Source organism: Streptomyces cathayae (assembly GCF_029760955.1).
Taxonomy (GTDB): domain Bacteria; phylum Actinomycetota; class Actinomycetes; order Streptomycetales; family Streptomycetaceae; genus Streptomyces; species Streptomyces cathayae.
The window spans coordinates 3,844,840-3,870,197 of the sequence record NZ_CP121682.1; the positions used below are offsets into that span (position 1 = coordinate 3,844,840).

Annotated in this window: 19 protein-coding genes and 2 pseudogenes; 16 read left to right on the forward strand and 5 right to left on the reverse strand. The window is 73.2% G+C overall.

All coding sequences use genetic code 11. The annotated features are described in order from the left end of the window. Position 1 precedes the first annotated feature (1 nt). The 8 genes from PYS65_RS17445 (at position 2) to PYS65_RS17480 (ending at position 11,039) form a co-directional block, all read left to right on the forward strand. Positions 2 to 703: a HemK2/MTQ2 family protein methyltransferase gene (locus tag PYS65_RS17445; RefSeq protein WP_279334872.1), complete on the forward strand. Its 702-nt coding sequence runs from the start codon at positions 2 to 4 to the stop codon at positions 701 to 703. Continuing rightward, complete coding sequence (locus PYS65_RS17450; protein ID WP_279334873.1) at positions 687 to 932, forward strand: CDGSH iron-sulfur domain-containing protein; 246 nt, start codon at positions 687 to 689, stop codon at positions 930 to 932. Before PYS65_RS17445 ends, PYS65_RS17450 begins: the two co-directional genes overlap by 17 nt. Continuing rightward, positions 929 to 2,005 (forward strand): iron-containing redox enzyme family protein, encoded by a 1,077-nt coding sequence (locus PYS65_RS17455; RefSeq protein WP_279334874.1) that lies wholly within the window; start codon positions 929 to 931, stop codon positions 2,003 to 2,005. The genes PYS65_RS17450 and PYS65_RS17455 overlap by 4 nt, the downstream gene beginning before the upstream one ends. Positions 2,006 to 2,078: 73 nt before the next feature. Continuing rightward, on the forward strand, positions 2,079 to 5,183 hold the full coding sequence (locus PYS65_RS17460; RefSeq protein WP_279334875.1) for an FAD-binding and (Fe-S)-binding domain-containing protein: 3,105 nt from the start codon (positions 2,079 to 2,081) through the stop codon (positions 5,181 to 5,183). A gap of 60 nt (positions 5,184 to 5,243) precedes the next feature. Beyond that, positions 5,244 to 7,067 carry a thiamine pyrophosphate-requiring protein gene (locus PYS65_RS17465; RefSeq protein ID WP_279334876.1) on the forward strand — a complete coding sequence of 608 codons (1,824 nt, stop codon included), beginning with the start codon at positions 5,244 to 5,246 and terminating at the stop codon, positions 7,065 to 7,067. Next, complete coding sequence (locus PYS65_RS17470) at positions 7,064 to 8,173, forward strand: enolase C-terminal domain-like protein (RefSeq protein WP_279334877.1); 1,110 nt, start codon at positions 7,064 to 7,066, stop codon at positions 8,171 to 8,173. Before PYS65_RS17465 ends, PYS65_RS17470 begins: the two co-directional genes overlap by 4 nt. A gap of 68 nt (positions 8,174 to 8,241) precedes the next feature. Next, positions 8,242 to 10,011 (forward strand): glycoside hydrolase family 15 protein, encoded by a 1,770-nt coding sequence (locus tag PYS65_RS17475; RefSeq protein ID WP_279334878.1) that lies wholly within the window; start codon positions 8,242 to 8,244, stop codon positions 10,009 to 10,011. Between the two features lie 2 nt (positions 10,012 to 10,013). Beyond that, positions 10,014 to 11,039: an SDR family oxidoreductase gene (locus tag PYS65_RS17480; RefSeq protein ID WP_279334879.1), complete on the forward strand. Its 1,026-nt coding sequence runs from the start codon at positions 10,014 to 10,016 to the stop codon at positions 11,037 to 11,039. 65 nt (positions 11,040 to 11,104) lie between these two features. On the opposite strand, the pseudogene PYS65_RS17485 reads toward PYS65_RS17480, so the two are convergent. Beyond that, positions 11,105 to 11,332 (reverse strand): annotated as a pseudogene (locus PYS65_RS17485) (hypothetical protein); the annotation flags it as partial. A gap of 76 nt (positions 11,333 to 11,408) precedes the next feature. Further along, the gene (locus PYS65_RS17490) at positions 11,409 to 12,695 is read right to left on the reverse strand and encodes an RNA-guided endonuclease InsQ/TnpB family protein (protein ID WP_279334880.1); all 1,287 of its coding nucleotides are present in this window, start codon (positions 12,693 to 12,695) and stop codon (positions 11,409 to 11,411) included. A 619-nt stretch (positions 12,696 to 13,314) separates the two neighbouring features. Here PYS65_RS17490 and PYS65_RS17495 point away from each other — a divergent pair. The 3 genes and pseudogenes from PYS65_RS17495 to PYS65_RS17505 all read left to right on the forward strand — a co-directional run. After that, positions 13,315 to 13,728: pseudogene (locus tag PYS65_RS17495) on the forward strand (CBS domain-containing protein); the annotation flags it as partial. A gap of 168 nt (positions 13,729 to 13,896) precedes the next feature. Further along, positions 13,897 to 14,853, forward strand: a complete 957-nt coding sequence (locus PYS65_RS17500; RefSeq protein ID WP_279334881.1) for a TIGR03557 family F420-dependent LLM class oxidoreductase — start codon at positions 13,897 to 13,899, stop codon at positions 14,851 to 14,853. 25 nt (positions 14,854 to 14,878) lie between these two features. After that, positions 14,879 to 15,436, forward strand: coding sequence for a cysteine hydrolase family protein (locus tag PYS65_RS17505; protein WP_279334882.1), 558 nt, complete (start codon positions 14,879 to 14,881; stop codon positions 15,434 to 15,436). Positions 15,437 to 15,502: 66 nt separating this feature from the next. Here the strand turns inward: PYS65_RS17505 and PYS65_RS17510 are convergent, their stop codons facing one another. After that, positions 15,503 to 17,443, reverse strand: coding sequence for a glycoside hydrolase family 5 protein (locus tag PYS65_RS17510; RefSeq protein ID WP_423836100.1), 1,941 nt, complete (start codon positions 17,441 to 17,443; stop codon positions 15,503 to 15,505). 388 nt (positions 17,444 to 17,831) lie between these two features. Between PYS65_RS17510 and PYS65_RS17515 the strand changes: the two genes are divergently transcribed. Both PYS65_RS17515 and PYS65_RS17520 read left to right on the forward strand, forming a co-directional pair. Further along, positions 17,832 to 18,035: a cold-shock protein gene (locus PYS65_RS17515; protein ID WP_109379033.1), complete on the forward strand. Its 204-nt coding sequence runs from the start codon at positions 17,832 to 17,834 to the stop codon at positions 18,033 to 18,035. 312 nt (positions 18,036 to 18,347) lie between these two features. After that, positions 18,348 to 19,859 (forward strand): DEAD/DEAH box helicase, encoded by a 1,512-nt coding sequence (locus PYS65_RS17520; RefSeq protein ID WP_279334884.1) that lies wholly within the window; start codon positions 18,348 to 18,350, stop codon positions 19,857 to 19,859. A 100-nt stretch (positions 19,860 to 19,959) separates the two neighbouring features. On the opposite strand, the gene PYS65_RS17525 is transcribed toward PYS65_RS17520, so the two are convergent. Beyond that, a complete protein-coding gene (locus tag PYS65_RS17525; RefSeq protein WP_279334885.1) occupies positions 19,960 to 20,661 on the reverse strand; it encodes a response regulator in 702 nt (233 codons plus the stop codon). A gap of 246 nt (positions 20,662 to 20,907) precedes the next feature. On the opposite strand from PYS65_RS17525, the gene PYS65_RS17530 reads away from it, so the two are divergent. Both PYS65_RS17530 and PYS65_RS17535 read left to right on the forward strand, forming a co-directional pair. Next, positions 20,908 to 22,236, forward strand: coding sequence for a lipase family protein (locus tag PYS65_RS17530; RefSeq protein ID WP_279334886.1), 1,329 nt, complete (start codon positions 20,908 to 20,910; stop codon positions 22,234 to 22,236). A gap of 127 nt (positions 22,237 to 22,363) precedes the next feature. Next, positions 22,364 to 22,735 carry a hypothetical protein gene (locus PYS65_RS17535; RefSeq protein WP_279334887.1) on the forward strand — a complete coding sequence of 124 codons (372 nt, stop codon included), beginning with the start codon at positions 22,364 to 22,366 and terminating at the stop codon, positions 22,733 to 22,735. A gap of 61 nt (positions 22,736 to 22,796) precedes the next feature. Here the strand turns inward: PYS65_RS17535 and PYS65_RS17540 are convergent, their stop codons facing one another. After that, the gene (locus PYS65_RS17540) at positions 22,797 to 23,933 is read right to left on the reverse strand and encodes a sugar ABC transporter substrate-binding protein (RefSeq protein ID WP_279334888.1); all 1,137 of its coding nucleotides are present in this window, start codon (positions 23,931 to 23,933) and stop codon (positions 22,797 to 22,799) included. 440 nt (positions 23,934 to 24,373) lie between these two features. On the opposite strand from PYS65_RS17540, the gene PYS65_RS17545 reads away from it, so the two are divergent. Continuing rightward, positions 24,374 to 25,342 carry an SCO2400 family protein gene (locus tag PYS65_RS17545; protein ID WP_279334889.1) on the forward strand — a complete coding sequence of 323 codons (969 nt, stop codon included), beginning with the start codon at positions 24,374 to 24,376 and terminating at the stop codon, positions 25,340 to 25,342. Positions 25,343 to 25,358 lie beyond the last annotated feature (16 nt).

The window sequence follows — 25,358 nt, forward strand, 5'->3', positions numbered from 1 at the left end:
CATGACAGTCCCCGTGCCGGCCTCCGTGTCGGCCGAATCCCGCACCGCCGCCCCCCGTCTGCGCCACTGGGTCCCCAGAGGCGTGTACGCCCCGCAGACCGACACCGGGCTCCTGAGGCGGGCGTTGCGTCGCGAGCGGATCACGGGAGAGACGGACGTGCTGGACCTCGGCACCGGAAGCGGCCTGCTCGCGGTGGAGGCGGCCCGGCTCGGCGGCCGGGTCACCGCGGTCGACATCTCGTGGAGGGCGCTCGCCACCACCTGGTGGAACGCCCGGCTGAACGGCCAGTCCCTGCGGGTGCGCCACGGCGACCTGGCGACGGCCGTGCCCGGCCGCCGCTTCGACCTGGTGATCACCAACCCGCCCTACGTGCCCACCCCGGGCACCGCGCCGCCGCGGGGCCCCGCCCGGGCCTGGGACGCCGGTTCGGACGGCCGGCTGCTGATCGACCGCATCTGCGACAGCGCGCCGACGGTCCTGCGGCCGGCCGGGACGCTCCTGCTCGTGCACTCGCACCTGTGCGGTGTCGACGACACCCTGACCCGGCTGGAGGGGGCCGGTCTGCGCCCGGAGGTGGTCGACCGGACCCGGCTGCCCTTCGGCCGGGTGCTGCGCTCACGGCTCGCCTGGCTGCGCGAGCAGGGTCTGGCGGCCGACGGAACGACGGAGGAGCTGGTGGTCATCCGTGCCGAACACGCCTGAACGCCCCCGCCGCGTCCGCGTCCAGCGCGACGGGCCGCTGCTCATCGAGGGGCCGGTCGAAGTGGTGGGCGAGGACGGCGAGGTGATGGTCTCCCAGCGCTTCACCGTGGCCGTCTGCACCTGTCGCCGGAGCCGCATCTTTCCCTGGTGCGACACCAGTCATCGGCGCCGCTGCAAGCCCTCCGGCCCGGGCTCCCGTACCGAGCGGAAGGAGGGCGAGGCCCCGTGACCGGCTCCGCGTCCCGGCGCCGGCTCCGGCTGCTGTCTCCGCCGCTGCCCGAGCCGCGCGGCCCGCTCTCCGCCGCGGTGACGGCCCTGCTGCGGGGCGCGGACTCCGGGAGTCCGGCCCCTGGGAGTACGGCCCCCGGGAGTGTGCCGTCTCCCGAGCGGTGTTCCGCCTACGGCGACGACCTGCAACTCGCCCTCTACATCCTCTACGAACTGCACTACCAGGGCTTCCAGGGCGTCCCCGACAGCCTGGAGTGGGACGGTGGCCTGCTGGCCTGGCGGGGTGCGCTCGAGCGTCGCTTCCTGGGCGCGCTGCGCGCGGACGTGCCGGTGGACGCCACGGACACGGCCCGGCAGGCGCTGGACGAGCTCCAGCTCGAACCGGTCGGCGACGACGGCGGTGTCTCCCACTTCCTCCGCGACGAGGGCGGCCTCGGCCACCTGCGTGAGTACGCCGCGCTGCGCTCGCTGTACCACCTCAAGGAGGCGGACCCGCACGCCTGGGTCCTCCCGCGGCTCCACGGGCGGGCCAAGGCCGCCATGGTCGCCGTCGAGTTCGACGAGTTCGGTGCGGGCCGCGCCGACGAGATCCACGCGGAACTGTTCGCCGACCTCATGGAGGACCTGCGGCTGGACACGGCGTACGGCCACTACGTCGACGCCGCGCCGGCCGAGGCGCTCGCCACCGTCAACCTGATGTCCCTGTTCGGTCTGCACCGCGCCCTGCGCGCGGCGCTCGTCGGGCACTTCGCCGCCGTCGAGACGACCTCGTCCCCGGGCTCGCGCCGTCTCGCCGAGGCGCTGCGCCGCGTGGGCGCGGGCCCGGCGGCCGTCCGGTTCTACGCCGAGCACGTGGAGGCGGACGCGGTGCACGAGCAGGTCGTACGGCACGACGTGGTCGGCGGGCTCCTGGAGGGCGAACCGCACCTGGATCCCGAGGTGGTGTTCGGGATCCGCGCGACCTCCCACCTGGAGGACCGCCTGGCGGCCAGGCTGCTCGGCGCCTGGCGCGAGGGCGCCACGGCACTGCGCGGGAACAGACCGCTGGAAGCCGGCATCCGCTCTTCGGTTTAGCGGCCCAGGCCCAGTCCCAGTCCCAGGCCCAGACTCGAGTTCAGGCTCAGGCTCAGGAAAGGCGGTTCCTCCGATGCCTCGCACTCCTTTCGACGCTTTTGGCCCCGAGGGCTCCGGTTCCGTGTTCTCCGGCGCCGACGCGGCCCGGCTGGTGACGGCGCTCGGCGAGGAGGTGGACGCCGAGGTCAGGTTCGACGCGGGCAGCAGAGGCGCGTACTCCACCGACGGCTCGAACTACCGCCAGGTCCCGATCGGTGTCGTGGTGCCCCGCACGGTGGAGGCCGGGGCGCGGGCCGTGCGGGTGTGCGCCCGTTTCGGCGCCCCGGTGCTGTCGCGGGGTGGCGGCACCAGCCTCGCGGGCCAGTCGACGAACACGGCCGTCGTGATCGACTGGAGCAAGCACTGCCACGGGCTGGTCTCCGTCGATCCCGACGCGCGGACCTGCGTGGTCGAACCGGGGATCGTCCTGGACGCGCTCAACCGGCGGCTGTCGGACCACCGGCTCCAGTTCGGGCCGAAGCCCTCCACGCACAGCCACTGCGCCCTGGGCGGCATGATCGGCAACAACTCGTGCGGCGCGTCCGCGCAGGCGTACGGCAAGACCGTGGACAACGTGCGCCGCCTGGAGGTGCTCACCTACGACGGCGTCCGGATGTGGGTGGGGCCGACGTCCGCGGCCGAGCGGGCGCGGATCGCCGCGGAGGGCGGCCGCCGCGCCGAGCTGTACGCCGGTCTGGACCGCATCGTCGCCGAGAACCTCGCCGACATCCGGCACGGCTACCCGAAGATCCCGCGCCGGGTCTCCGGCTACAACCTCGACTCCCTGCTGCCGGAGAACGGCTTCGACGTGGCCGGAGCGCTGGTCGGCAGCGAGGGCACCCTGGTGACCGTGCTGCACGCCGAGCTCGATCTGGTGCCGGTGCCGGCGTACCGGTCGCTGCTGGTCCTCGGCTACGACGACATCCGCGCCGCCGCCGACGACGTCCCCCGCCTGCTGGAGCACTGCGCCCCGAACCAACTGGAGGCCCTGGACGGGCGGATGGCCCAGCTGATGCGCGAGGAGCACGCCTACCTGGAGTCGCTGGACACCCTGCCGGAGGGCGACAGCTGGCTGCTGGTGCAGTTCGGCGGCGACAGCCAGGACGACGTCGACGAGCAGGCGCACGCCCTGCTGCGCGCCCTCGGCCGGTCCGAGAAGGGCGGCGACGTCGCCTTCTCCGACGACCCGGAACGCGAGCAGCGCATGCTCAGGGCGCGCGAGGCCGGACTCGGCGTCACCGCGCGCCCGCCCGACGACCGGGAGACCTGGGAGGGCTGGGAGGACTCGGCGGTCCCGCCCGACCGGCTCGGCGACTATCTGCGGGACCTGGAGGAGCTGTTCGAGGAGTTCGACTACGACCACCCGTCCCTGTACGGGCACTTCGGGCAGGGCTGCGTCCACACCCGCATCCCGTTCGGGCTCAGGACCGCCGGGGGCGTGGCCGACTTCCGCCGCTTCCTGGAGCGGGCCGCCGACCTCGTCGTCTCCTACGGCGGCTCCCTGTCGGGCGAGCACGGCGACGGCCAGTCCCGCGGTGAGCTGCTCACCCGTATGTTCGGCGAGCGGCTGGTGACCGCGTTCGGCGAGCTGAAGGCGCTGTTCGACCCCGGCAACCGGATGAACCCGGGCAAGATCGTCCACCCCCACCCCGTCGACGGGCAGTTGCGGCTGGGCTCCTCCTGGCGTCCGGCCACCCCCGCGACGCACTTCGACTTCCCCGAGGACGACCACTCCTTCAACCGCGCGGTGCTGCGCTGCGTCGGCATCGGCAACTGCCGCAGCCACTCCGGCGGCGTCATGTGCCCCTCCTACCGGGCCACCCGGGAGGAGGAGCACTCCACCCGCGGTCGGGCCCGGCTGCTGTTCGAGATGCTCGACGGCCACGCCGACTCGGCCGTCACCGACGGCTGGCGCTCCACGGAGGTACGCGACGCGCTGGACCTGTGCCTGGCCTGCAAGGGCTGCAAGTCGGACTGTCCGACCGGTGTCGACATGGCCACCCTCAAGGCGGAGTTCCTCTCCCACCACTACGAGGGCCGGACGCGTCCCGCGACCCACTACTCGATGGGCTGGCTGCCCGTGTGGGCGCGCCTGTCCCGCGTCGCCCCCTCACTGGTCAACTCGGCGCTCCACGCGCCCGGTCTCGCCCGCGCGGGCAAGCGGCTGGCCGGCGTCGACGCGGCCCGCCCGGCGCCCGTGCTCGCCGAGCGGTCCTTCCTCCAGTGGTGGCGGGACCGCGCCGGCGAGGAACCCGACCCGGCCGACCCGCGCACCGTCGTGCTGTGGCCCGACACGTTCAGCACCTACTTCCACCCCGCCGTCGCCGTCTCGGCCGTACGCGTCCTGGAGGACGCCGGCTTCCGCGTCACCGTGCCCACCGAGCCGGTGTGCTGCGGCCTGACCTGGATCTCCACCGGCCAGCTCACCGTCGCGCGCAAGGTGCTGCGCCGCACCCTCCGCGTCCTGCGGCCCCACCTCGAGGCGGGCACCCCGGTCATCGGTCTCGAACCGTCCTGCACCGCCGTCCTGCGCTCCGACGCCACCGAGCTGATGTCCGCCGACCAGGACGTACGGCGGCTGGCCGGACAGGTCCGCACCTTCGCCGAACACCTCGTCCACCACGCGCCCGACGACTGGCGGCCGCCCGGGCTCGCGCGGCACGCGACCGTGCAGACCCACTGCCACCAGCACGCGATCATGAAGTTCGACGCCGACCGGGAGCTGATGCGCCGCGCCCACCTGGACGCCGACGTCCTGGACGAGGGCTGCTGCGGGCTGGCCGGCGACTTCGGCTTCACCCGCGGCCACCACGAGGTCTCGATGGCGATCGCGGAGCAGGGCGTCCTGCCCGCCGTCCGCGCGGCGGCACCCGACCGCCTGCTGCTCGCCGACGGCTTCAGCTGCCGCACCCAGATCGAACAGGGCGGCACCGGGCGGCGGGCCCTGCACCTGGCGGAGGCCCTGGCCCTCGGCCTGGAGGGGACCCTCCCGAGCGAGCACCCCGAACGCCTGGCCGTGCGCCCCGGCCCGCCCTCCCGCGCGGCCCGGTGGGCGGCCACCGCGGGCGCCGCCGCCCTCACCTCGGCCGCCGCGACGACGGCCGGCCGGGCCGCCCTGCGCTCGCTGCACCGCACCTGACCCTGCTCCCGGTGCCGCCCCCGGTACCGCTCACCACGCACTACGGAAAGGTCCTCGAACATGTCGCAGAAGGTCTCCGACCACCTCCTCGAGCGCCTGCGCGAGTGGGGAGTGGAGCATGTCTTCGCCTACGCCGGCGACGGCATCAACGGTCTGCTCGCGGCCTGGGGCCGCGCCGACGACGATCCCCGGTTCATCCAGGCCCGTCACGAGGAGATGGCCGCCTTCGAAGCCGTCGGCTACGCCAAGTTCTCCGGCCGGGTCGGCGTGTGCGCCGCCACCTCCGGGCCGGGCGCCGTCCACCTCCTCAACGGCCTGTACGACGCGAAGCTGGACCACGTGCCCGTCGTCGCGATCGTCGGCCAGACCAACCGCAGCGCGATGGGCGGCTCCTACCAGCAGGAGATCGACCTCGTCAGCCTCTACAAGGACGTCGCCTCCGACTTCTGCGAGATGGTCACCGTCCCCGAGCAACTGCCCAACGTGCTGGACCGGGCGATGCGCACCGCCGTCGCCCGGCGCTCGGTGACCGCCGTGATCGTCCCGGCCGACGTGCAGGAGCTGGAGTACTCGCCGCCCGGGCACGCCTTCAAGATGGTCCCCTCCAGCCTCGGCATGCCGCACTACGCGCCGGTGCCGAGCGACGAGGACCTGCGGCGGGCCGCCGACGTCCTCGACGCGGGCGAGAAGGTGGCGGTCCTCGTCGGGCAGGGGGCCCGCGGGGCCCGTCAGGAGGTCATGGCGCTCGCCGACCGGCTCCACGCCGGGGTGGCCAAGGCGCTGCTGGGCAAGGACGTCCTCGACGACGACCTGCCGTATGTCACCGGCTCCATCGGCCTGCTCGGCACCCGGCCGTCGTACGAGCTGATGACCGGCTGCGACACCCTCCTCGTCATCGGCTCGTCCTTCCCCTACACCCAGTTCCTGCCGGAGTTCGGGCAGGCCCGGGCCGTGCAGATCGACATCGACCCGCACATGGTCGGCCTGCGCTACCCCTTCGAGGTCAACCTGGTCGGCGACGCCCGCGAGACCCTGACCCGGCTGCTGCCGCTGCTCTCCGCGTCGAAGCACCGGGGCTGGCGCAAGAAGATCGAGAAGGACACCGCCCGCTGGTGGCAGGTGATGGAACGGCGCGCCGCGGTCGACGCCGACCCGGTCAATCCCGAGTACGTCGTCCACGCGCTGAACGACCTGCTGCCGGAGAACGTGATCCTGTCCTCCGACTCCGGCTCCGCCGCCAACTGGTACGCCCGGCACCTGAAGCTGCGCGGCGCCATGCGCGGCTCGCTCTCCGGCACCCTCGCCACCATGGGCCCCGGAGTGCCGTACGCCATCGGCGCGAAGTTCGCGCACGGCGACCGCCCGGCCATCGCGCTCGTCGGCGACGGGGCGATGCAGATGAACGGCATGGCCGAGCTGATCACCGCCGCCAAGTACTACCGGGAGTGGGCCGACCCCCGGCTCGTCGTGGCGGTGCTGAACAACCAGGACCTCAACCAGGTCACCTGGGAGATGCGCGCCATGTCGGGCGCCCCGCAGTTCCTGCCCTCCCAGTCGATCCCCGACGTCCCCTACGCCGACGTCGCCCGCCTGATGGGCCTGAAGGGCCTGCGGGTCGAGAAGCCGGGCGAGGTCGTGGGCGCCTGGGAGGCCGCGCTGGCCGCCGACCGGCCCTGCGTACTGGACTTCGTCACCGACCCCGCCGTACCGCCCGTCCCGCCGCACGCCACCCTCGACCAGATAGAGGCCGCCGCGGCCTCCGTCCTCAAGGGCGACAGCGACCGCGCGGGCATGGTCCGCCAGGGCTTCAAGGCCAAGGTGCAGGAATTCCTGCCCGGCCACCGGGACCGCGAGGACCGGCCCGGTGCGAAGGACACCACGTGACCGACACCCCGGTCGTGGAACGGGTGGACACCGCCGTCTACACGGTGCCCACCGACGCCCCCGAGGCGGACGGCACCCTCGGCTGGGACAGCACCACCCTGGTCCTGGCCACCGTCCGCTGCGGGAACGTCACCGGCCTCGGCTACACCTACGCGCCCGCCGCCGCGGCACACGTCATCGAGGACCTGCTCACCGACGTGGTCACCGGCTCCCCGGCGCTCGACGTGCCGCGCGTCAACGAGGCCATGCGGCGCGCGGTGCGCAACGCCGGGCTGCCGGGCGTCGCCGCACAGGCGATCGCGGCCGTGGACATCGCGCTGTGGGACGGCAAGGCCCGCCTGCTCGGCCTGCCCCTCGTGCACCTGCTGGGCGCGGCCCGCGACGAGGTGCCCGTCTACGGCAGCGGCGGCTTCACCACCTACGACGACGACCGGCAGGAGCGTCAACTGCGCGGCTGGGTCGAGGAGGAGGACGTTCCCCGCGTCAAGATCAAGATCGCGGAGTCGTGGGGCAGCCGCGAGGAACGGGACCGGCGGCGCGTCGCCAGGGCCCGTGCCGTCATCGGCGACGCCGCCGAACTGTACGTCGACGCCAACGGCGGCTACCGCGCCGAACAGGCCGTACGCGTGAGCCGGGCACTCGCCGACGAGGGGGTGACCTGGTTCGAGGAACCCGTCTCCGCCGACCACCCGGCCACCCTCGCCGCGATCCGCGCCCGCGTCACCCCGGAGGTGGCGGCCGGCGAGTACGGCTACACCCTGCCGTACTTCGAGCACCTGCTCGCCGCCGGCGCCGTGGGCTGCCTGCAGGCCGACGTCACCCGCTGCGGGGGCATCACCGTCTGGCTGCGCGCCGCCGCCCTCGCGCAGGCCCGCGGTGTCGACATCTCCGGGCACTGCGCCCCGCACGCCCACGCGCACGCCGCCGCCACGGTGCCCAACCTGCGCCACCTGGAGTGGTTCCACGACCACGTCCGCGTCGAACGCCTCCTCTTCGACGGCGTCCTCGCCCCCACCGGCGGCACCCTCACCCCCGGCGCCGGCGGCGCGCCCGGCCTCGGCCTCACCCTCGCCACGGAGCGGGCGCGGCCCTACCGGGTGGACTGACAGAAGGACAGGACATGACGGAACAGGCCAGGACATGACGGAACAGGACGGGAACAGGAGCAGCACCCATGACCACCACGGCGTTCCCGCCGCACCCCCTGCACGACTACGCGCTCCTGGCCGACGGCGAGCGCGGCGCCCTCGTCGGACCCGACGGCGCCATCACCTGGCTGTGCGCTCCCACCTGGCACGACGAGGCGGTCTTCGCCGCCCTCATCGGTGGCCGCGGTGCCTACGCCGTCACCCCCCGCGCCCGCTGTGTCCCCGGCGGCTACTACGAGGAGGGCACGCTGATCCGGCGCAGCCGCTGGGTCACCGCCGAAGGCGTCCTCGAGTGCCGCGAGGCACTCGCCTTCCCCGGCGAGCCGGACCGGCTGGTCCTGCTGCGGCGGCTGATCGCCGTCGACGGACCGGCCCACGTCCGCGTCGTCCTCGACCCGCGCGCCGACTACGGCCGCGCACCGGCCGCCTCCCCGCACCGCGGCGAGGACGGCGTGTGGCACCTCACCTCCGGCCGCCACCGGCTGCGCTGGCAGGGCGCCGCCGAAGCCGCGGCCGGCGCGGAGGGCCTGAGCACCGACCTGCTCCTCGGGCCCGGCGAGACGCACGACCTGGTCCTGGAATGCTCCACCTCCCCGCTCCCCCGTCACCTCCCGCGGGCCGGGCCGGCCTGGGCCGCGACCGAGCGGGCCTGGCGGGAGGCGGTGCCCCCGCTGCGGAACACCGTCGCCACCCTCGACAGCCGGCTCTCCTACGCGGTGCTGCGCGGCCTGACCGGTCACGGCGGCGGCATGGTCGCCGCGGTCACCACCAGCCTCCCCGAACGCGCGGAAGCAGGCCGCAACTACGACTACCGGTACGTGTGGATCCGCGACCAGAGCTACGCGGGGCAGGCGGCGGCCGCAGCCGGCTGTCCCGAACTGCTCGACGCGGCCGTCCGGTTCGTCGGCGAGCGGCTCCTCGCCGACGGCCCGCGGCTGGCCCCCGCCTACACCGTGCACGGCCACGCGGTGCCGGGACAACGGGAGTTGGACCTGCCCGGCTATCCCGGCGGCTTCAGCCAGGTGGGCAACCACGTGTCGGACCAGTTCCAGCTGGACTGCTTCGGGGAGGCACTGCTGTTGTTCGCCGCCGCCCACCGCGCGGACCGCCTGGACGCCGACGCCTGGAAGGCCGCCGGCCTCGCGGTGCGGGCCATCGCCGAACGCCGAAGTGAACCGGACGCCGGTATCTGGGAGTTGGAGGCCAGGCCGTGGACCCACAGCCGGCTCATCTGCGTCGCCGGACTCCGCGCCCTGGCCGGCGCGGCTCCCCGCCACCCCCTCGCCGACCCCTGCACCCGGCTCGCCGACACCCTGCTCGCCGCCGTGTCCGCCGACTGCGTGCACCCCGACGGCCACTGGCAGCGCGCCCCCGACGACCCGGCGGTCGACGCGGCTCTGCTGCTGCCCGCCGTCCGCGGCGCCCCGGCCGCCGACGATCCGCGCACCCGCGCCACCCTCGCCGCCTGCCGTGACCGACTGGCCCAGGACCACTTCGTCTACCGCTTCCGCCACGACGACCGGCCGCTGGCGGAAGCGGAGGGAGCGTTCCTGCTGTGCGGGTTCGCCATGGCACTGGCCGAACACCAGCAGGGCCACCCGGTCGACGCGTACCGCTGGTTCGAACGGAACCGTGGCGCCTGCGGCGCGTCCGGCCTGTACGCCGAGGAGTTCGACATCGCCCAGCGGCAGCTGCGCGGCAACCTCCCGCAGGCCTTCGTGCACGCCCTGCTGCTGGAATCCGCCGCCCGCCTCTCCCACGATCCCGGCGCCGCACGGCGCCGAGAACGGAGCTGACCATGCCCGAGACCGTCGTCATCACCGGATCCAGCGCCGGCGTCGGCCGCGCCACCGCCCGCCTCTACGCCGAGCGCGGCGCCAACGTGGTGCTGGTCGCCCGCGGCCGGGCCGGTCTGGAGGCCGCCGCACAGGAGGTCGAGTCCCTCGGCGGCCACCCGCTCGTCCACCTCGCCGACACCGCCGACGCGCACCAGGTCGAGACGGCCGCCGAGGCCGCCGAGCGGTCCTTCGGCCCCATCGACGTCTGGATCAACTGCGCGTTCACCGGTGTCTTCGCCCCCTTCGACGAGATCACCGCCGACGAGTACGAGCGTGCCACCCAGGTGACCTACCTCGGCTTCGTCAACGGCACCCGGGCCGCGCTGAAGCGGATGCTGCCCCGCGACCGCGGCACCGTCGTACAGGTCGGCTCCGCACTGGGCGAACGGGCCATCCCGCTGCAGTCGGCGTACTGCGGCGCGAAACACGCCATCAACGGCTTCACGTCCTCGCTGCGCACCGAACTGCTGCACCGCGGCAGCAACGTACACGTCACGGTCGCCCAGCTGCCCGGCGTCAACACCCCGCAGTTCTCCTGGGTGCACTCACGCCTGCCCCGGCATCCACAGCCCGTTCCGCCCGTCTACCAGCCGGAGGTGGCCGCGCGAGGCGTGGTGTACGCCGCCGACCACCCGCGCCGCAAGCAGTACTACGTCGGAGCCACCACGGTGGCGACCGTCTGGGCCAACCGCCTGGCCCCCGCCCTGCTCGACCGCTACCTCGCCCGCACCGGCTTCGACTCCCAGCAGACCGACCGGCGGCCGCCGAGCGACGAGAGCAACCTCTTCGCACCGGTCGACGAGACGAAGGGCTCCGACCACGGTGCCCACGGCGTGTTCGACGACATGGCGCACGGCCGTTCGTTCCAGGCCGCTCTGTCCCGTCACCCCGCCGCGGCCGCCTCGGCCCTCACGGCGGGCATCGCCACCGCGGCAGCGGCCGTACTGACCAGGCGCGCCCGCACCGCGACGGCACATCGCGCGTGAAGCGCGGCGCGGTCGACCGCGAGGACGGGGGACGGGACGAGAGCCGGGCGGGACCGGGACCGGGGTCACAGGCTTGTCAGGATCTGCGGGGCGAGGGTCTTGATCAGGGTGTTGGTCCAGCGCATCTGGCGCAGGGTCTGCGGGTGGCACGCGGAGACCACGGCGAGCAGCTCCTCGTCCCTGGTGGCCTGCGCGAGCTGGGCGAGCATCTCCCAGTGCAGGGAGTTCTCCGCGGCGCTCAGGTGCAGCTCCCGGAGGTCCCGCAGGAGCAGCAGCCCGGGCTCGGGGCGCCGCGGCGCGCCCGGGTGTCTTGTCGTCCGGGCCGTGTCCGGCCTCGGTGTCCCAGTAGCCGTATTGACATCCTCCTCCTCAAAGGAGGGGGATTCCGACCCGGGTGGGTCGAGGTTCACGGGTGCTCGAGTGGCCGGTGGCCGCTGTCACCCCTCCGGCACCGGCTGTGCGCCGGGGGCGGGGGATCCCGCCCTGTCCTGCCGCGACGTTGACTGCTGCGTTCTCATCCGCGTTACAGGTGAACCCGCAGGAGATGCAGACGAACTCGGCTTGGCTCTTGCGCGAGTCCTTCTCGATCCAGCCGCAGGCACTGCACCGCAGAGAGGTGTAGGGGGCGGGCACGTCCTCGACCCGGCCCGGGGCCTTCTCCCCGGTCCGGCGGCGCAGCAGGCCCCAGCCCTGGGCGAGGATCGCCCGGTTCAGCCCGGCCTTCTGCCGCACCCGCCTGCCGGGCTGTGCGACGGTTCCCTTCGCCGAGCGGGTCATGGTGGTGATGTTCAGCTTCTCGAACCGGATCAGGCGGCAGGTGCGGGCGAGCATGGTGGAGGTCTTCTCGCACCAGTCCTTGCGCCTGTCCGCCTCCCGCGCCTTGATCCGGGCCACCTTCGCATACTCGGCGGCCTTGGCCTCGCTGCCCCTGGGGGCGCGGGCCGCCCGGCGCTGGTGCTTGCGGACCCGGGCCCGCTCCCGGGGGGTGAGCTGCGGGCAGTTCAGCCTCCGCCCGTCGGACAGGGCAGCGGTGATCTTCACGCCCCGGTCGATGCCGATGACCTCCCCCGTACCCGGTGCGCCGGTCGGCTCGGGGATCACGGTGAAGGCGATGTGCCACTGCTGGTTGCGGAAGGTGACCCGGAAGGTCTTCGCCTGCGGCAGCCCGGCGCGGGTGAGCCGGAAGCGCACCCAGCCGCAGCCGGGCACCTTCACCCGCGCCCAGCGCCGGTTGAGTTTCTGCACCACCACCGAGCGGCCCATCACCTGCCGGCCCGTGGCGTTCAGCTTCGGGGTGCCGTCCGGATGGGACTCCGGGACCCGGTCGGTGCCGATCACCCGGAAGCCCTCATGCTGGTGCTTCCTGCGCCAGGTCGGCTCACCGAACCCGGAGGCGAACCGGGCCGTCTTGGCCCTGGCGAAGTCCTTCAGGGCCTGCTGCTGCACGTCCGCGTTCCCGGCCCGCAGCCAGGCGCTCTCCCGCCGGGCCTCGGTGAGCTGACGGCACTGCTCCGCGAAACCCGGCGCGGACCTGCTGCCCGGCCGCCAGTGCGCGTGCTGCTCGACGGCCAGGTTCCACACGTACCGGGCGTGCGCGCAGTGCCCGAGCATGACGCCCGCCTGCGCGGTGGTCGGGTACATCCGGAACCGTGACATGCCGTCCAACGTAGCTCCGCCACTCGCCCCTCTCTTCGCATCCGGCCGGGCTCACCCGAACGAGCGACCGACCCCCACCGTCACCGCTCCCGCTCCCAGCAACGCACCATCACGCCCTTCCCATGACCAAGCCCGCCACCGTCCTCTTCCGGGACGCTGCATCGCCCCGAAGGCATGCGGCTCCTCCTGTCCCGCTCCGCGGGAACGGGCATGCACCCCGGCCCTGAAGGGCCGGGGTGCATGCCCGGCAAGAGAGGTGGAGCAGCGCGTTGAGCAGGGCCACGTTGGTGCCGATCCGCGGGGCCAGGTGTACGGCCGCCCCAGGGGTGGGCGATCCGGTCCACCGAAGCCTCCGCGGTCTCCGAAGCCTCCATGCAAGCCTCCCAGCACACACCGGCGGCGTCCGCCGCCGCGTTCCCGGTACCCCTCGCCCCACTCCTGTAACGCCGGCAGGGACGTCCCGGGCGCCTGCCGGCTTCCCGGATCCGCGGCTCCCCGGTGACCGGATCCGCCGACGACCGGATCCGCCGGCGACGGTGTGGGGAGCGGACTCCGCCGGGTACCCGGCAGGCCGAGCGGCGGTGAGCGCACCGTCCCCACCACACGGAAGGGTGGTTCCATGACTCAGCGTGTCCGCGAGGTCATGACGAGTGTCCCGGCGACCGTCGGACCTCAGGCCTCGGTGACGTCCGTGGCCCGGATGATGCGGGACGAGGACGTCGGTGCCGTCCTGGTCACCGAGGGCGAGCGGTTGCGCGGGCTGGTCAGCGACCGTGACCTGGTGGTGCGCGCCCTGGCCGACGGCGACCCCCACCGGACCACGGTGGCCGAGACGTGCAGCGAGGACCTGGTCACCGTGGGCCCCGACGACGACCTGCCCCTCGTGGTGCGGGTGATGCGCGAGCACGCGGTCCGCCGGGTCCCGGTCGTCGACGACGGCCAGCACGCGGTGGGCATCGTCTCCCTCGGAGACCTGGCCGTCGAACGCGACCCCGAGTCGGCTCTCGGCGACATCAGCGCCGCGGAGCCCGACAGGCAGGCCGCCTCGTTCGGGGGAGGGCTCCCGGCGGCATGGGGCCGGGCGGCGGGAACCCGGCTCCCCGCACGCCGCGCCCGCGCGCACTGTTAGGCCCCGTACCACCGGGTACTCGGCGGTGCGTTCCCCATCACCACGCGCTCCATCTGGGAGACGGGAGAGACGATGGCCGACTTCGGATACTTCCTGTCGTGCGAGGAGCACAGCCCGGCTGAACTCGTCGAACAGGCCAGAATGGCCGAACAGGCCGGCTTCGACTCCCTCTGGATCTCGGACCACTACCACCCGTGGAACGACCGGCAGGGCCAGAGCCCGTTCGTGTGGACGGTGATCGGCGCCCTGTCCCAGGCCGTCTCGCTGCCCGTCGAAACGGCGGTGACCTGCCCCCTCGTACGGACCCATCCCGCGGTGATCGCCCAGGCGGCCGCCACCTCCGCCGCCCAGCTGGGTGGCCGTTTCCGACTGGGGGTGGGGACCGGCGAGGCGCTCAACGAGCACATCCTGGGCACCCCCTGGCCCGAGGCGCCGGTGCGCCTGGAGATGCTGGAGGAGGCGCTCCAGATCATCCGGCAGCTGTTCACCGGCGAGCAGACGAGCCACCGCGGCAAGCACTACACCGTGGAGAACGCCCGGCTGTACACCCTGCCCGACGAGCCGGTGCCCATCGACGTCTCCGCCTTCGGCCCGCAGGCCGCCGAGGTCGCGGCACGCATCGGCGACGGTCTGATCACGATGGCGCCCGACGCCGCCATGGTCGAGCGCTTCCGCCGCGGTGGCGGCGGCACCAAGCCGGTGTACGGCGGACTGAAGGTGTGCTGGGGCGCGGACCGGGAGGAGGCGCTGCGCACCGCACACCACCTGTGGGCCAACGAGCAGCTGCCCGGGGAGCTTCCGCAGATCCTGCCGACCCCCCGCCATTTCGAGCAGGCGTCCGAGTTGGTCACCGAGGAGCGGGTGGCGTCCGCCGTACCGTGCGGCGACCACCCGAAGACGCACCTCGAGGCCCTGTCGGCGTTCGTCGACGCGGGATTCGACACCGTGTACGTCAACCAGATCGGCAAGGACCAGCAGGGCTTCTTCGACTTCTACCGCACGAAGGTCCTGCCGCAGCTGCGCGGCTGACCCGCACGAGGACGGCGGTGGAGCCATGGAGCGACCCGCGGACACGACGCATCCCGCTCTCGTCGTGATCGACATGATCAACACCTATGAACACGAGGACGCCGAGCTGCTCGTACCGTCCGCCCGACGGGTCGTGCCCGTCCTGGCGGAGCTGATCCGGCGGGCCCGCGGAGCGGACGTACCGGTGGTCTACGCGAACGACAACTTCGGCCTGTGGCGCTCCCACCAGGGAGAACTCGTGGACACCGCGCTGGCCGGTCCCCATGCCGACCTGATCGAACCGATCACGCCCGACGACGAGTCGCTCTTCGTGGTGAAGGCCCGCCACTCCGTCTTCTACGAGACCCCCCTGTCCTACCTCCTGTGGCGGCTGGGCGTCGGACACGTGGTGCTGAGCGGTCAGGTCACCGAGCAGTGCGTCCTGTACTCCGCCCTGGACGCGCACATCCGCCACCTGGAGGTCACCGTGCCCAGGGACGCCGTCGCCTCCATCCATCCCCATCTGGAGTCCGCCGCCCTGGAGATGATGGAGCGCAACATGGGCGCCCGGGTCGCCACGGCGAAGGAGATCGACTTCTCGTGACGGGGCCGTGTTCCCCGCCGTACCCCCGCGCTCCGGAACCGTCCGTCCCGCGGCCGCGGGGGCCGGTCAGCCGAGGGGGCGGCAGTACAGCGCGTCCGGGGTCCGGGAGGAGCCGAGGCGGCCGGTGTAGGCGATGCCGGCCGCGTACTCGCCGTCCGCGCACTGGCCCTTGTAGTGGCCGTGCCCGAAGTCGCCGCCGGCGGGGGCCGGCCCCCTGTTGTCGCCCCGGTCGAACCAGACCGTACGGCCGGCCGTGGCGGTGATCGCGCCGGGCCGGGCGGCCGTGCACAGGGCGGCCGAGACGGCGGAGCCGCGGACGCTGTAGCCGCTGAGGAAGTGCCCGCCGGGGCACTGGAGTTTGGTGTAGCCGGACGCCCAGTCGCCGCCCGGGGCGACGTACCGCTCGTCGGTGACCACCCGGTGTCCGCCGGCCGGGTCCCCCAGGGGCCCGGCGGTCACGTCGGAGCACAGGCCCCGGTTGCCCGTGTGGCTGAGGCCGAGGAGGCGCTGGCCGTCGGGGCAGACGGCCTTGCGGGCGCCGGAGTCCCAGTCGGGGAGCGCGCGCATGCGCCGCGAGGCGACGAAGTCGGCGTGGTCGGGGCTGAGCATCGACCAGTCGGCCACGGGGCCGATGCGGCCGGTGCGGCCGGGGGCCCCGACGAGCCGGGTCCAGGCGGCGGCGCGCCAGTCGTCCCCGTCGTGGAGGCCCATGCGGTGGCCCGCGGCGTCCCAGTGCAGCAGCGCCCAGCCGTTGCCCGCGCGATGGTCGTGCCAGCCGACGAGCGGCCAGTACGCGAAGTCGGCGTCGGTGCGGATCAGGTGGTCGACGAAGTTCTCGAACCAGGCGCGCTGCCCGGCGCCCGTCTCGCCGCGGCCTCCGACACCGAACTCACTGATCCAGACGGGGGCGGTGAAGTGCCGGTCCTGTTCGGCCGAGACGTAGAAGGCCTGGCGGTTCAGCACGTCGATCAGTTCGGCGGGGGTGAGGTCCTGGTAGCGGGGGTCGCTGGTCTCGCCGATGCCGGTGGCACCGCTGTGGTTCGGGCCGGTGTAGCCGTAGAAGTGGGCGGAGTACACGAGCTTGCCGGAGTCGACGAGGGTGTGCGAGAGCCGGCGTACGGGTTCCAGCGTGGGGCGTCCGTGCGCGAAGCCGTCCACGGGGATGCCGGTCCAGTTGATGCCCTCGACGATGATGAGGAGGTCGGCGTTCGCCTCCGTCAGGATGCGGTCGCCCAGGCGCTGGGAGGCGGTGAACCAGTCGTGGTGGTCGCCCAGGCCCCAGTTGGGGTCGTCCCAGACGGTGCGGCGGACCTCGTTGTACAGGTCGGCGCCCACCACTCGCCGGTTGTCCCGGTAGCGGCGGGCCATGAACAGCCAGTCGTTCTCCCACTCCTCGGTGGACCGGCTCGCGTTCCAGCGTTCGTTGCCGTCGACCCCGCAGCACCAACGGGTGGTGTTGGTGTGGTTGTTGAGGATCACCGCGAGTCCGGAGGCGGTGAGTTCGCGGACCACGACGTCGTAGACCTGGAGCGGGGTCCTCCCGCGCAGGGCGGGGTTCGCGGCGACCGCGTCGTCCGTGACGGGGCGGCCGTCGTGGATCATCTCGTTGGAGAAGGGCAGCCGGATGCTGTTGAGCCCGAGCTCCCGGAAGCCGGCGATGATCTCGGCCATGGGAGCGCGGTCCAGGCCGAGGGGCATCCGGCCGGAGTTCTCCCCGGCGTGGTGGTTCGCGTCCTCGTCCCTGCTTCCCGAGCCGTTCCAGGTGCCGCTGGCTCCGTGCCAGTTGCCGGACCGCAGCTTGAAACGGTCGCCGTCCGCGTCGACGATCCAGCGGCCCCGGGTGCTGAGGGGCGCCGTCCAGTCCTCGGCGGAGGCGGAGGCCGAGACGGAGGCCGGCTCGGTGGCGGGTTCCTGCGGTGCCGCGGCAGCGGCGGCGGGTGTCAGGGGCACCAGGGGCGCCAGGAGGAGTACGGCGGCCAGAGCCGCCCTGCCGAAGAGTCCGCGCACGGTCACCACCCGGAGAAGAGAATTGTCATGCCCATTCTCGCTTCGCGACCATCATGGGGGCCGGTACGGCATTGGTCCAGTCCTGCACGCGGCCGAGTCGGCGCACACCGGGGGCCGTGCTACCGTGAAGAGTTGCAGTTTCGGTTACCAGAGGCCCAGAGACTTCGAGACGTCGAGCGAGACCGAGCAAGATCCGACAAGATCCAGCGAGACCGAGCAAGACGTCGAGTGAAGCTTCGAGTGCTCTTCCGACCTTCCGTCGACGAGCACTCTTTTTTGTTGCTGGAAAGCTTCGCGGCTCACCAGGAATACAGCCGGGTGGACCGTTGCTGCAACGACGGGCCCACAAGGTGTGGGCCCCGAGCACTGCCCTCAAGGGAGATCGAATATGGCATCTGGCACCGTGAAGTGGTTCAACGCGGAAAAGGGCTTCGGCTTCATCGAGCAGGACGGCGGCGGCCCCGACGTCTTCGCCCACTACTCGAACATCGCCACCTCGGGCTTCCGCGAGCTTCAGGAAGGCCAGAAGGTGACCTTCGACGTCACGCAGGGCCAGAAGGGCCCGCAGGCCGAGAACATCGTTCCCGCCTGACCCCGACGTCGACGCCGACGCGCGCCGCGTGGCCGGGACCCGCACTTCTGTGATGCGGGCCCCGGCCCACTGCGTTCCCCCTCTTCACCCTCTTTCCCCTCTTTCCCCGGCCCTCGGTCCGGCAACGAAGCCGGCTCCGTTCCCGCACCCCCGGCGCGCCCCGCTCTCGCTCTCGCGATCCGACGCTTCCGGCCGCCGGCCGGTCCTCCGTCTCACTGTCATTTCGGCTCATTCTTGCGAATCCTCGTGCGGCCGTGCAGGTCCCCGCCGAGAGGAATTCCTCGATACGTGCCGCATCGAGGAAGGTTCCGCATGAACCGCAACCACACAGCCCGTTCGAACAACAGCTCCTCCCGCTCCCGTACGGAGAAAGCCTCCACGGGCTCCGGCCGGGGCGGCCGCGTCCGCTCTCAGGGGTCGGGCCGCCAGGGCGCCGCCCCCCGTTCGGGCAAGGCCGGGCGCGGTGGCGGCCGCGGAGGCCGTCCCGCCGTGTCCGGTGGGGAGTTCGCCCCGCCGGTCACCCTCACCCCGGCACTGGAGCCGGTCGAGTCCTTCTCCGAACTCGACATGCCCGAGCGGCTGTTGACCGCCCTCGGGACCGAGGGCGTGACCACCCCGTTCCCGATCCAGGCCGCGACGCTGCCGAACTCGCTGGCCGGCCGGGACGTGCTGGGCCGCGGGCGCACCGGCTCGGGCAAGACGCTCGCCTTCGGCCTCGCCCTGCTGGCCCGCACCGACGGGCAGCGGGCCGAGCCCCGGCAGCCGCTGGCCCTCGTCCTCGTGCCCACCCGGGAACTCGCCCAGCAGGTCACCGACGCCCTCACCCCCTACGCACGCGCGCTGCGCCTGCGCATCGCCACCGTGGTCGGCGGGGTGTCGATCGGCCGGCAGGTGAGCGCCCTGCGCGCCGGGGCCGAGGTCGTCGTCGCGACGCCCGGCCGGCTCAAGGACCTCATCGACCGGGACGACTGCCGCCTGGACCAGGTCGCCGTCACCGTCCTGGACGAGGCGGACCAGATGGCCGACATGGGCTTCATGCCGCAGGTGACCGCCCTGCTCGACCAGGTGCGCCCCGGGGGCCAGCGCATGCTGTTCTCCGCGACGCTGGACCGCAACGTCGACCGTCTGGTGCGCACCTACCTCCACGATCCCGTGGTCCACTCGGTCGACCCGTCCGCGGGCGCGGTCACCACGATGGAGCACCACCTGCTGCACGTGGACGACGACGACAAGCACGCCACCACCACGGAGATCGCCGCCCGCGACGGGCGCGTGATCATGTTCCTGGACACCAAGCACGCCGCCGACCGGCTGGCCAAGAAGCTCCTCGCCGTCGGGGTGCGCGCCTCGGCCCTGCACGGCGGGAAGTCCCAGTCCCAGCGCACCCGGACCCTGACCCAGTTCAAGGACGGCCACGTCACGGTCCTGGTGGCCACCAACGTCGCGGCCCGCGGCATCCACGTCGACAACCTGGACCTCGTCGTCAACGTCGATCCGCCCAGCGACCACAAGGACTACCTGCACCGCGGCGGGCGCACCGCCCGGGCCGGCGAGTCCGGCACCGTCGTCACCCTGGTCCTGCCGCACCAGCGCCGCGACATGACCCGTCTGATGGGGGACGCCGGCATCACCCCGCAGACCACCCGGGTACGTCCCGGCGGGACCGAGCTGAACCGCATCACCGGAGCCCAGGCGCCCTCGGGTGTGCCCGTCGTCATCGCTCCGCCGCCCGCCCAGAACAAGCCCGCGCGTTCCGGCTCCTCCTCCCGCGGCCGACGCGGCCGACCCGGCCAGGGCCGCCGCCGCCCGGCCGCCAAGGGGTAGGCAGGCTCCGGCCGCCCGCCGAGGGGTGGGCAGGCTCCGGCCGCCTGTCGGCCGCCGCCCGCCGAGGGACCGGGCGGGCGGCTGCCCCGGGCAGGGCGGGTCAGTCGCAGGGGGCGACCAGGCCCACCCGGTGGGCGAGTACGACCGCCTGGACCCGGTCGCGCAGGCCGAGCTTGGTCAGGATGCGTGACACGTACGTCTTGACGGTCTCGCGGCTGATGACCATCCGGTCGGCGATCTCGGCGTTCGACAGGCCCTCGGCGATGAGTCTCAGCACCTCGGTCTCGCGGGGCGCCAGGGCGGACAGCGCCTCGGTGGCGGGGGCCCGGGGCCGGCGGATGCGGTCGGCGAACCTGCCGACGAGCCTGCGGGTGACGGCGGGCGCCAGCAGCGACTCGCCGGCGGCGACCGTGCGGATGCCGTCCACCAGGTCGCGCGGCGGTGCGTCCTTGAGCAGGAATCCGCTCGCGCCGGCCCGCAGCGCCTCGTACACGTACTCGTCGAGGTTGAAGGTGGTGACCACCAGGACCCTCACCGGCTCGGCGACACCCGGGCCGGCCAGCAGACGGGTCGCCTCGATTCCGTCCAGGAGCGGCATCCGGATGTCCATCACCACCACGTCCGGGCGCAGCCGCCGCGCCGCCTCCACCGTGGCGCGGCCGTCGCCCGCCTCGCCGACGACCTCGAGGTCCGGCTGCGCGCCGAAGATGGTGACGTAGCCGGTGCGTACGAGTTCCTGGTCGTCGCCGACCAGGACACGGATCGGGGCGCCGGAATCGGGGGCGGGGGCGAGCGCGGTCATCCGTGGCCTCCGGAGGGGATGCGGGCGGGCGCGCCGTACGGACGCGTCGTCAGGTCACCGGGCTCCGGGCGGTGTTGACACCACGACGTCGGCCACGTGCCGGGCCCAGGGCCCGGGAGCACATTACCGAACCGTGACCCCCCGACTGCTACCACGAGTAACTTACTTCTGGGTAATTTCGGTCCGGACCACCCCCCGAGCGGCGCGGAGGCCGCTTCCCACCTGTTGCTCCACAGGAGGTTCGCCATGCCCCCACGCTCGCGCACCGGACTTCTGGCCGCGGTGGTCACCGCCGCCTGCCTCGGCGCCCACGTGGTCGCCGCCGCCCCCGCCGCGGCGACGGACGAGACCGTGTCCCGGGGTGTCACCATCCCCGCGTTCTACCACCCGCCCGCCCACCTGCCCGCCGCCGACGGCGCCCTCGTCCGGAGCGAGCCCCTCCCGCTGGCCCTGCGCCTGCCCGGCCTCACGGGTCCGCTGCCGGGAAGCGCGACCCGGCTGATGTACAAGTCCACCGACTCCACCGGGCAACCGGTCGCCGTCACCGGCGCCTACCTCGAACCGGCCGCCCGCTGGAAGGCCGGCGGTCCCCGGCCCCTGGTCGCGGTGGCACCCGGCACCATGGGGCAGGGCGACCAGTGCGCCGCCTCCCTGGGGCTCGAGCACCCGCTGAGGCTCAACGGCCAGACGGTGTCCGTCGGTTACGAGAACCTGGCGGTCCACCGCCTCCTCGCGAAGGGCATCGCCGTGGTCGTCACCGACTACGCGGGCCTGGGCACGACCGACCGGCTGCACACCTACGTGAACCGGGTCGACGAGGCCCACGCGGTCCTGGACGCCGTCCGCGCCGCCCGCTCGGTGCGCGGCACCTCGGTCACCGCCGACTCCCCGGTCGGGCTCTTCGGATACAGCCAGGGCGGCGGGGCGAGTGCGGCGGCCGCCGAACTCCAGCCCTCCTACGCCCCCGACGTCCCCCTCGCCGGAACGTACGCCGGAGCACCGCCCGCCGACCTGGCCTCGGTCACCGAGGCCATCGACGGCAGTGAACTGGCGGGTGCGCTGGGCTGGTCGCTGAACGGCTTCCTCCAGTCCGACCCGTCCCTGAGACCCATCGCCGAGGCGCACCTGAACGCCGCCGGCAGGGCGGCCCTCACCGACCTGTCGACGATGTGCGTCGGCGACGCCCTCTTCGGCCACGGCTTCACCGAGAGCACCGGGTGGACCCGCGACGGGCGCTCCCTCAGCGACATCATCGCCACCACGCCGGCCCTCCGGGCGTTCCTGGAGAGCCAGCGCATCGGCACGCTGAAACCGTCCGGCCCCGTCCGCGTGGCGACGGGCGTCAGCGACGACCTCGTACCGCACGGACAGGCCCGCGGCCTCGCCGTCGACTGGTGCCGCAAGGGCGCCGACGTCACCTACAAGGCCGTCCTCCTGCCCGACGTCGGCAGCTCACTGCTCAACCACTTCGCACCGCTGCTGACCGACCAGGGCAGCGCCGTCGACTGGCTGACCGACCGGTTGTCCGGCAAACGGGCCGCCTCCGACTGCCGGAGCATGCCCGTACAGCCCTGACGGAGACGACCGGTCCTGGTGCCCGGCTCCCGAAAGCCGGGCACCACCACCGCGAAGCGCCGCCACGTCGAAGTGATCCGGGCCGCCGACGCCCGGCCGGGCCGGGGCTCGGCTACGCTCTTCGACCATGTCGCACCCTGACGATCTGCTCGTCGCCGTCGCCGCGATGGTCGAGGCCGATCGGGACAGCCAGATGTCACTCACCGTGGTGGTTCCCGGTGCCGTCATCACCGGACGGCTGGCCCCCGAGGCCCTGTGGAGGGAGCGGGTGGCCGAGGTGCTGCGCGACTCCGCGCGGCTGACCCACTTCGCCGTCCCGTTCACAGAGGCCGGCGGAGGCGGGGACCCGGCACGCCCCACCCACCTCCACTTCCACGTCGCCCGCATCCTCCAGGGGAGCTACGGCATCCCCGACACCGGGGGGATGTACCGCGTCGACCTCGCCGAGGTGAGCGCCTGGACGGTGGGGGACATCCGCTACGCGGACCAGTCGACGTAGTACGCGGACGAGGCCGGTCGACCGGGCGGCCGGTGGTCCACGGGGTTACGGGTTCACGGGGTTACGGGGTGAGGCCGATCGAGGCGCAGGCCGCCCGGTACTCGGCGGTGCAGATGTCCTTGACCTCGTAGACGTCGTCCCGGATCACCGTGTCCTGGATGTTGTCCCGCGTCAGGGCGACCACCGGGATCAGCATCGTCGGGATGTCCTTCCGCGTCGCACTGTCGACGCGGTCGACGGTCAGCGAGTCGAACTGGATGTCCCGCCCCTGGACCCGGGCCACCGCGATCTCCGCGGCGCCGCCCGCCGCGAGCCGGAACGACTTGTACACCGTCATGTGCTGCGTGCCCGCGACGATCCGCTGCACGGCCGCCAGGTCGGCGTCCTGCCCGGTCACCGGCGGGAGGTCGGAGACGCCCGCCTCCTCCAGCGCCTCGATGACGGCTCCGGCCATGCTGTCGTTCGCCGAGTAGACGGCGTCGACGTTGCCGGCTCCGATGGCGTCGATCGCCTTCTCCATGTTCGCCTTGGCGACCTCGGGCCTCCACTTGTCGGTGTCGTACGCCTTGGCTATCTCCACGTTCCCGTTCAACTCGTTGAGCGCGCCCCTCTTGAACAGGGCCGCGTTCGGGTCGGCGGGCGCGCCGTTCATCACGACGACCTTGCCCTTCTCCCCCCTGCCGCTGAGCTCGTCGACGATCGCGCGGCCCTGCACCTCGCCGACGAGCTCGTTGTCGTGCGACACGTACGCGTCGATCGGGCCCTCGGCGAGCCGGTCGTAGGCGATGACGGGAATGCCCGCCGCCTTGGCCTTCTTCACGTCCGGCCCGACGGCCCTGGAGTCCACCGCGGTCACCAGGATCACGTCGACCTCGTCGGCGATCATCCGGTCGAACTGCCGGCTCTGCTCGGCCGTGCTCCCCCCGGCGTTCGCGTAGACGACCTTGCCCTCCTTGCCGGTGAGAACGCCGACCCGCTCCGCGATGAGGGGACGGTCGAACTTCTCGTAGCGCGTCGCGTCGTCGTCGGGCAGGAGGAGACCCACCGTGATGTCGTTGCGCTTGCTCGGCGAGGCGGAGTCACCGCTCCCGTCACTGTCGCCGAACGCGCCGCACGCGGAGAGCGAGAGGAGCGAGAGGGCCGTGAGACCGGCCGTCACGAGGGTGGTGCGGGTGGTGCGAGGAGTACAGGGGTTCACATCAGGTGCCTTCCGGGCGAGGGTGCAGCGTGGCGACCGGTGGAAGCAGCCAACGCCGCGCGGCCCGTCGACGTCAAACCGTGCCCGCCCTGCGGTCCCACCCGCCGGTTCCACGCCCTGAACGGCCGTCACCGGTCCGATTTGTGACTGCGACGACCCGAATGGGCTGTGTGCTCCGCTCCGGAACCGCCGCCGCGCCAGGGGATTCTCACTGAACATCATTCAGCCCGGGGCGTTCCGGGCACCGCGTGCCGCGCATGCTCACGGCATTCACGCGAGGCGGGCAGAGAACGTGCGCAGGAGTGGCACACGGACTGCACACAGCGGCTCGCGGAGGTCGTTAGCGTGGCTGTTCCTGCTCCACCCGCTCTCGCGTGCGAACGCGAACGGGCCGTCTCCGGCTCGGCGGGTGCGTGCATGTCGACTCAGGAAGACAACGGATGGACTACTGCTCCACGTGTCGCCGGCATCTGAACGGCGCCCTGGTGTGCCCCGGATGCGGCGCCTACGCTCCCGACATCGCGCCGAGCGTCATGGGCGGGCGCACGGTTCCCGGCCCGTCGACGACGACCGCGCCCCCGGGCACGGAGGCCACCGGAGGCACCCGGGGCACGGAACGTGTCGACACGGGTGCCGGTACGCTCCCCGACGCCGACCTCGCCTCCACCGACGCCGAAGCCGACGCCGAAGTCGACCCCGCGGCGGAGCCCGCATCCGCGTCCGCGTCCGCGATGTCCGCGCCCACGGGGCGGGCGGCACGGCGACGGCAGCTGGCGCGGTGGAAGAAGACCCAGCGCCGCGCCCTGGTCGCCACGGCGGTGGCGCTCGTCGGCGGTGGTCTCACCGTCGCCTCGATGGACCGGGGTTCCGGCGACCGCACCCAGGCCGCGACGGCACCCGAGGTCACCGGTATGGGCGGCGTAAAGGAGCCCGCGGGGCCCGCGGAGCAGTACGGCGACCCCGCGCCCGCGGCGACCCCGCCCGGCACGCACCGGCCCTCCCCGGACCGGCCCGCGCAGCCGGCCTCGGACGACGCCCCGGACCCGCGGTCGACCGGCACCGCGTCGGCACCCGGCACCACCTCGGACACCCGGCCGGACGGCGCCACCGGAGCGCCCACGACGGCACCGCCCCCACCGCGGACCGCCTCGGGCGCGGAAGCCGGATCCGGATCCGGTTCCGTATCCGGTGCTGGTTCCGCCGAGGGCCCCGGTGCGGCGACCCGCCCGGCGAACCCGCCCGCGGAAGCCTCCGGCAGCGGCGGCGGGAACAGCGGGGACGGCAGAAACAAGGAGCCGATGGACCGGGGCGGCTCGCAGCCCGCCGCGCCGGACCCCTCGACGCCCCCGCCCGACTCACCGAGCACGCCCCGCTCCGAGCTGTGCCTGCTGGTGATCTGCCTCGGCTGACCGCCCCCGCACGTGT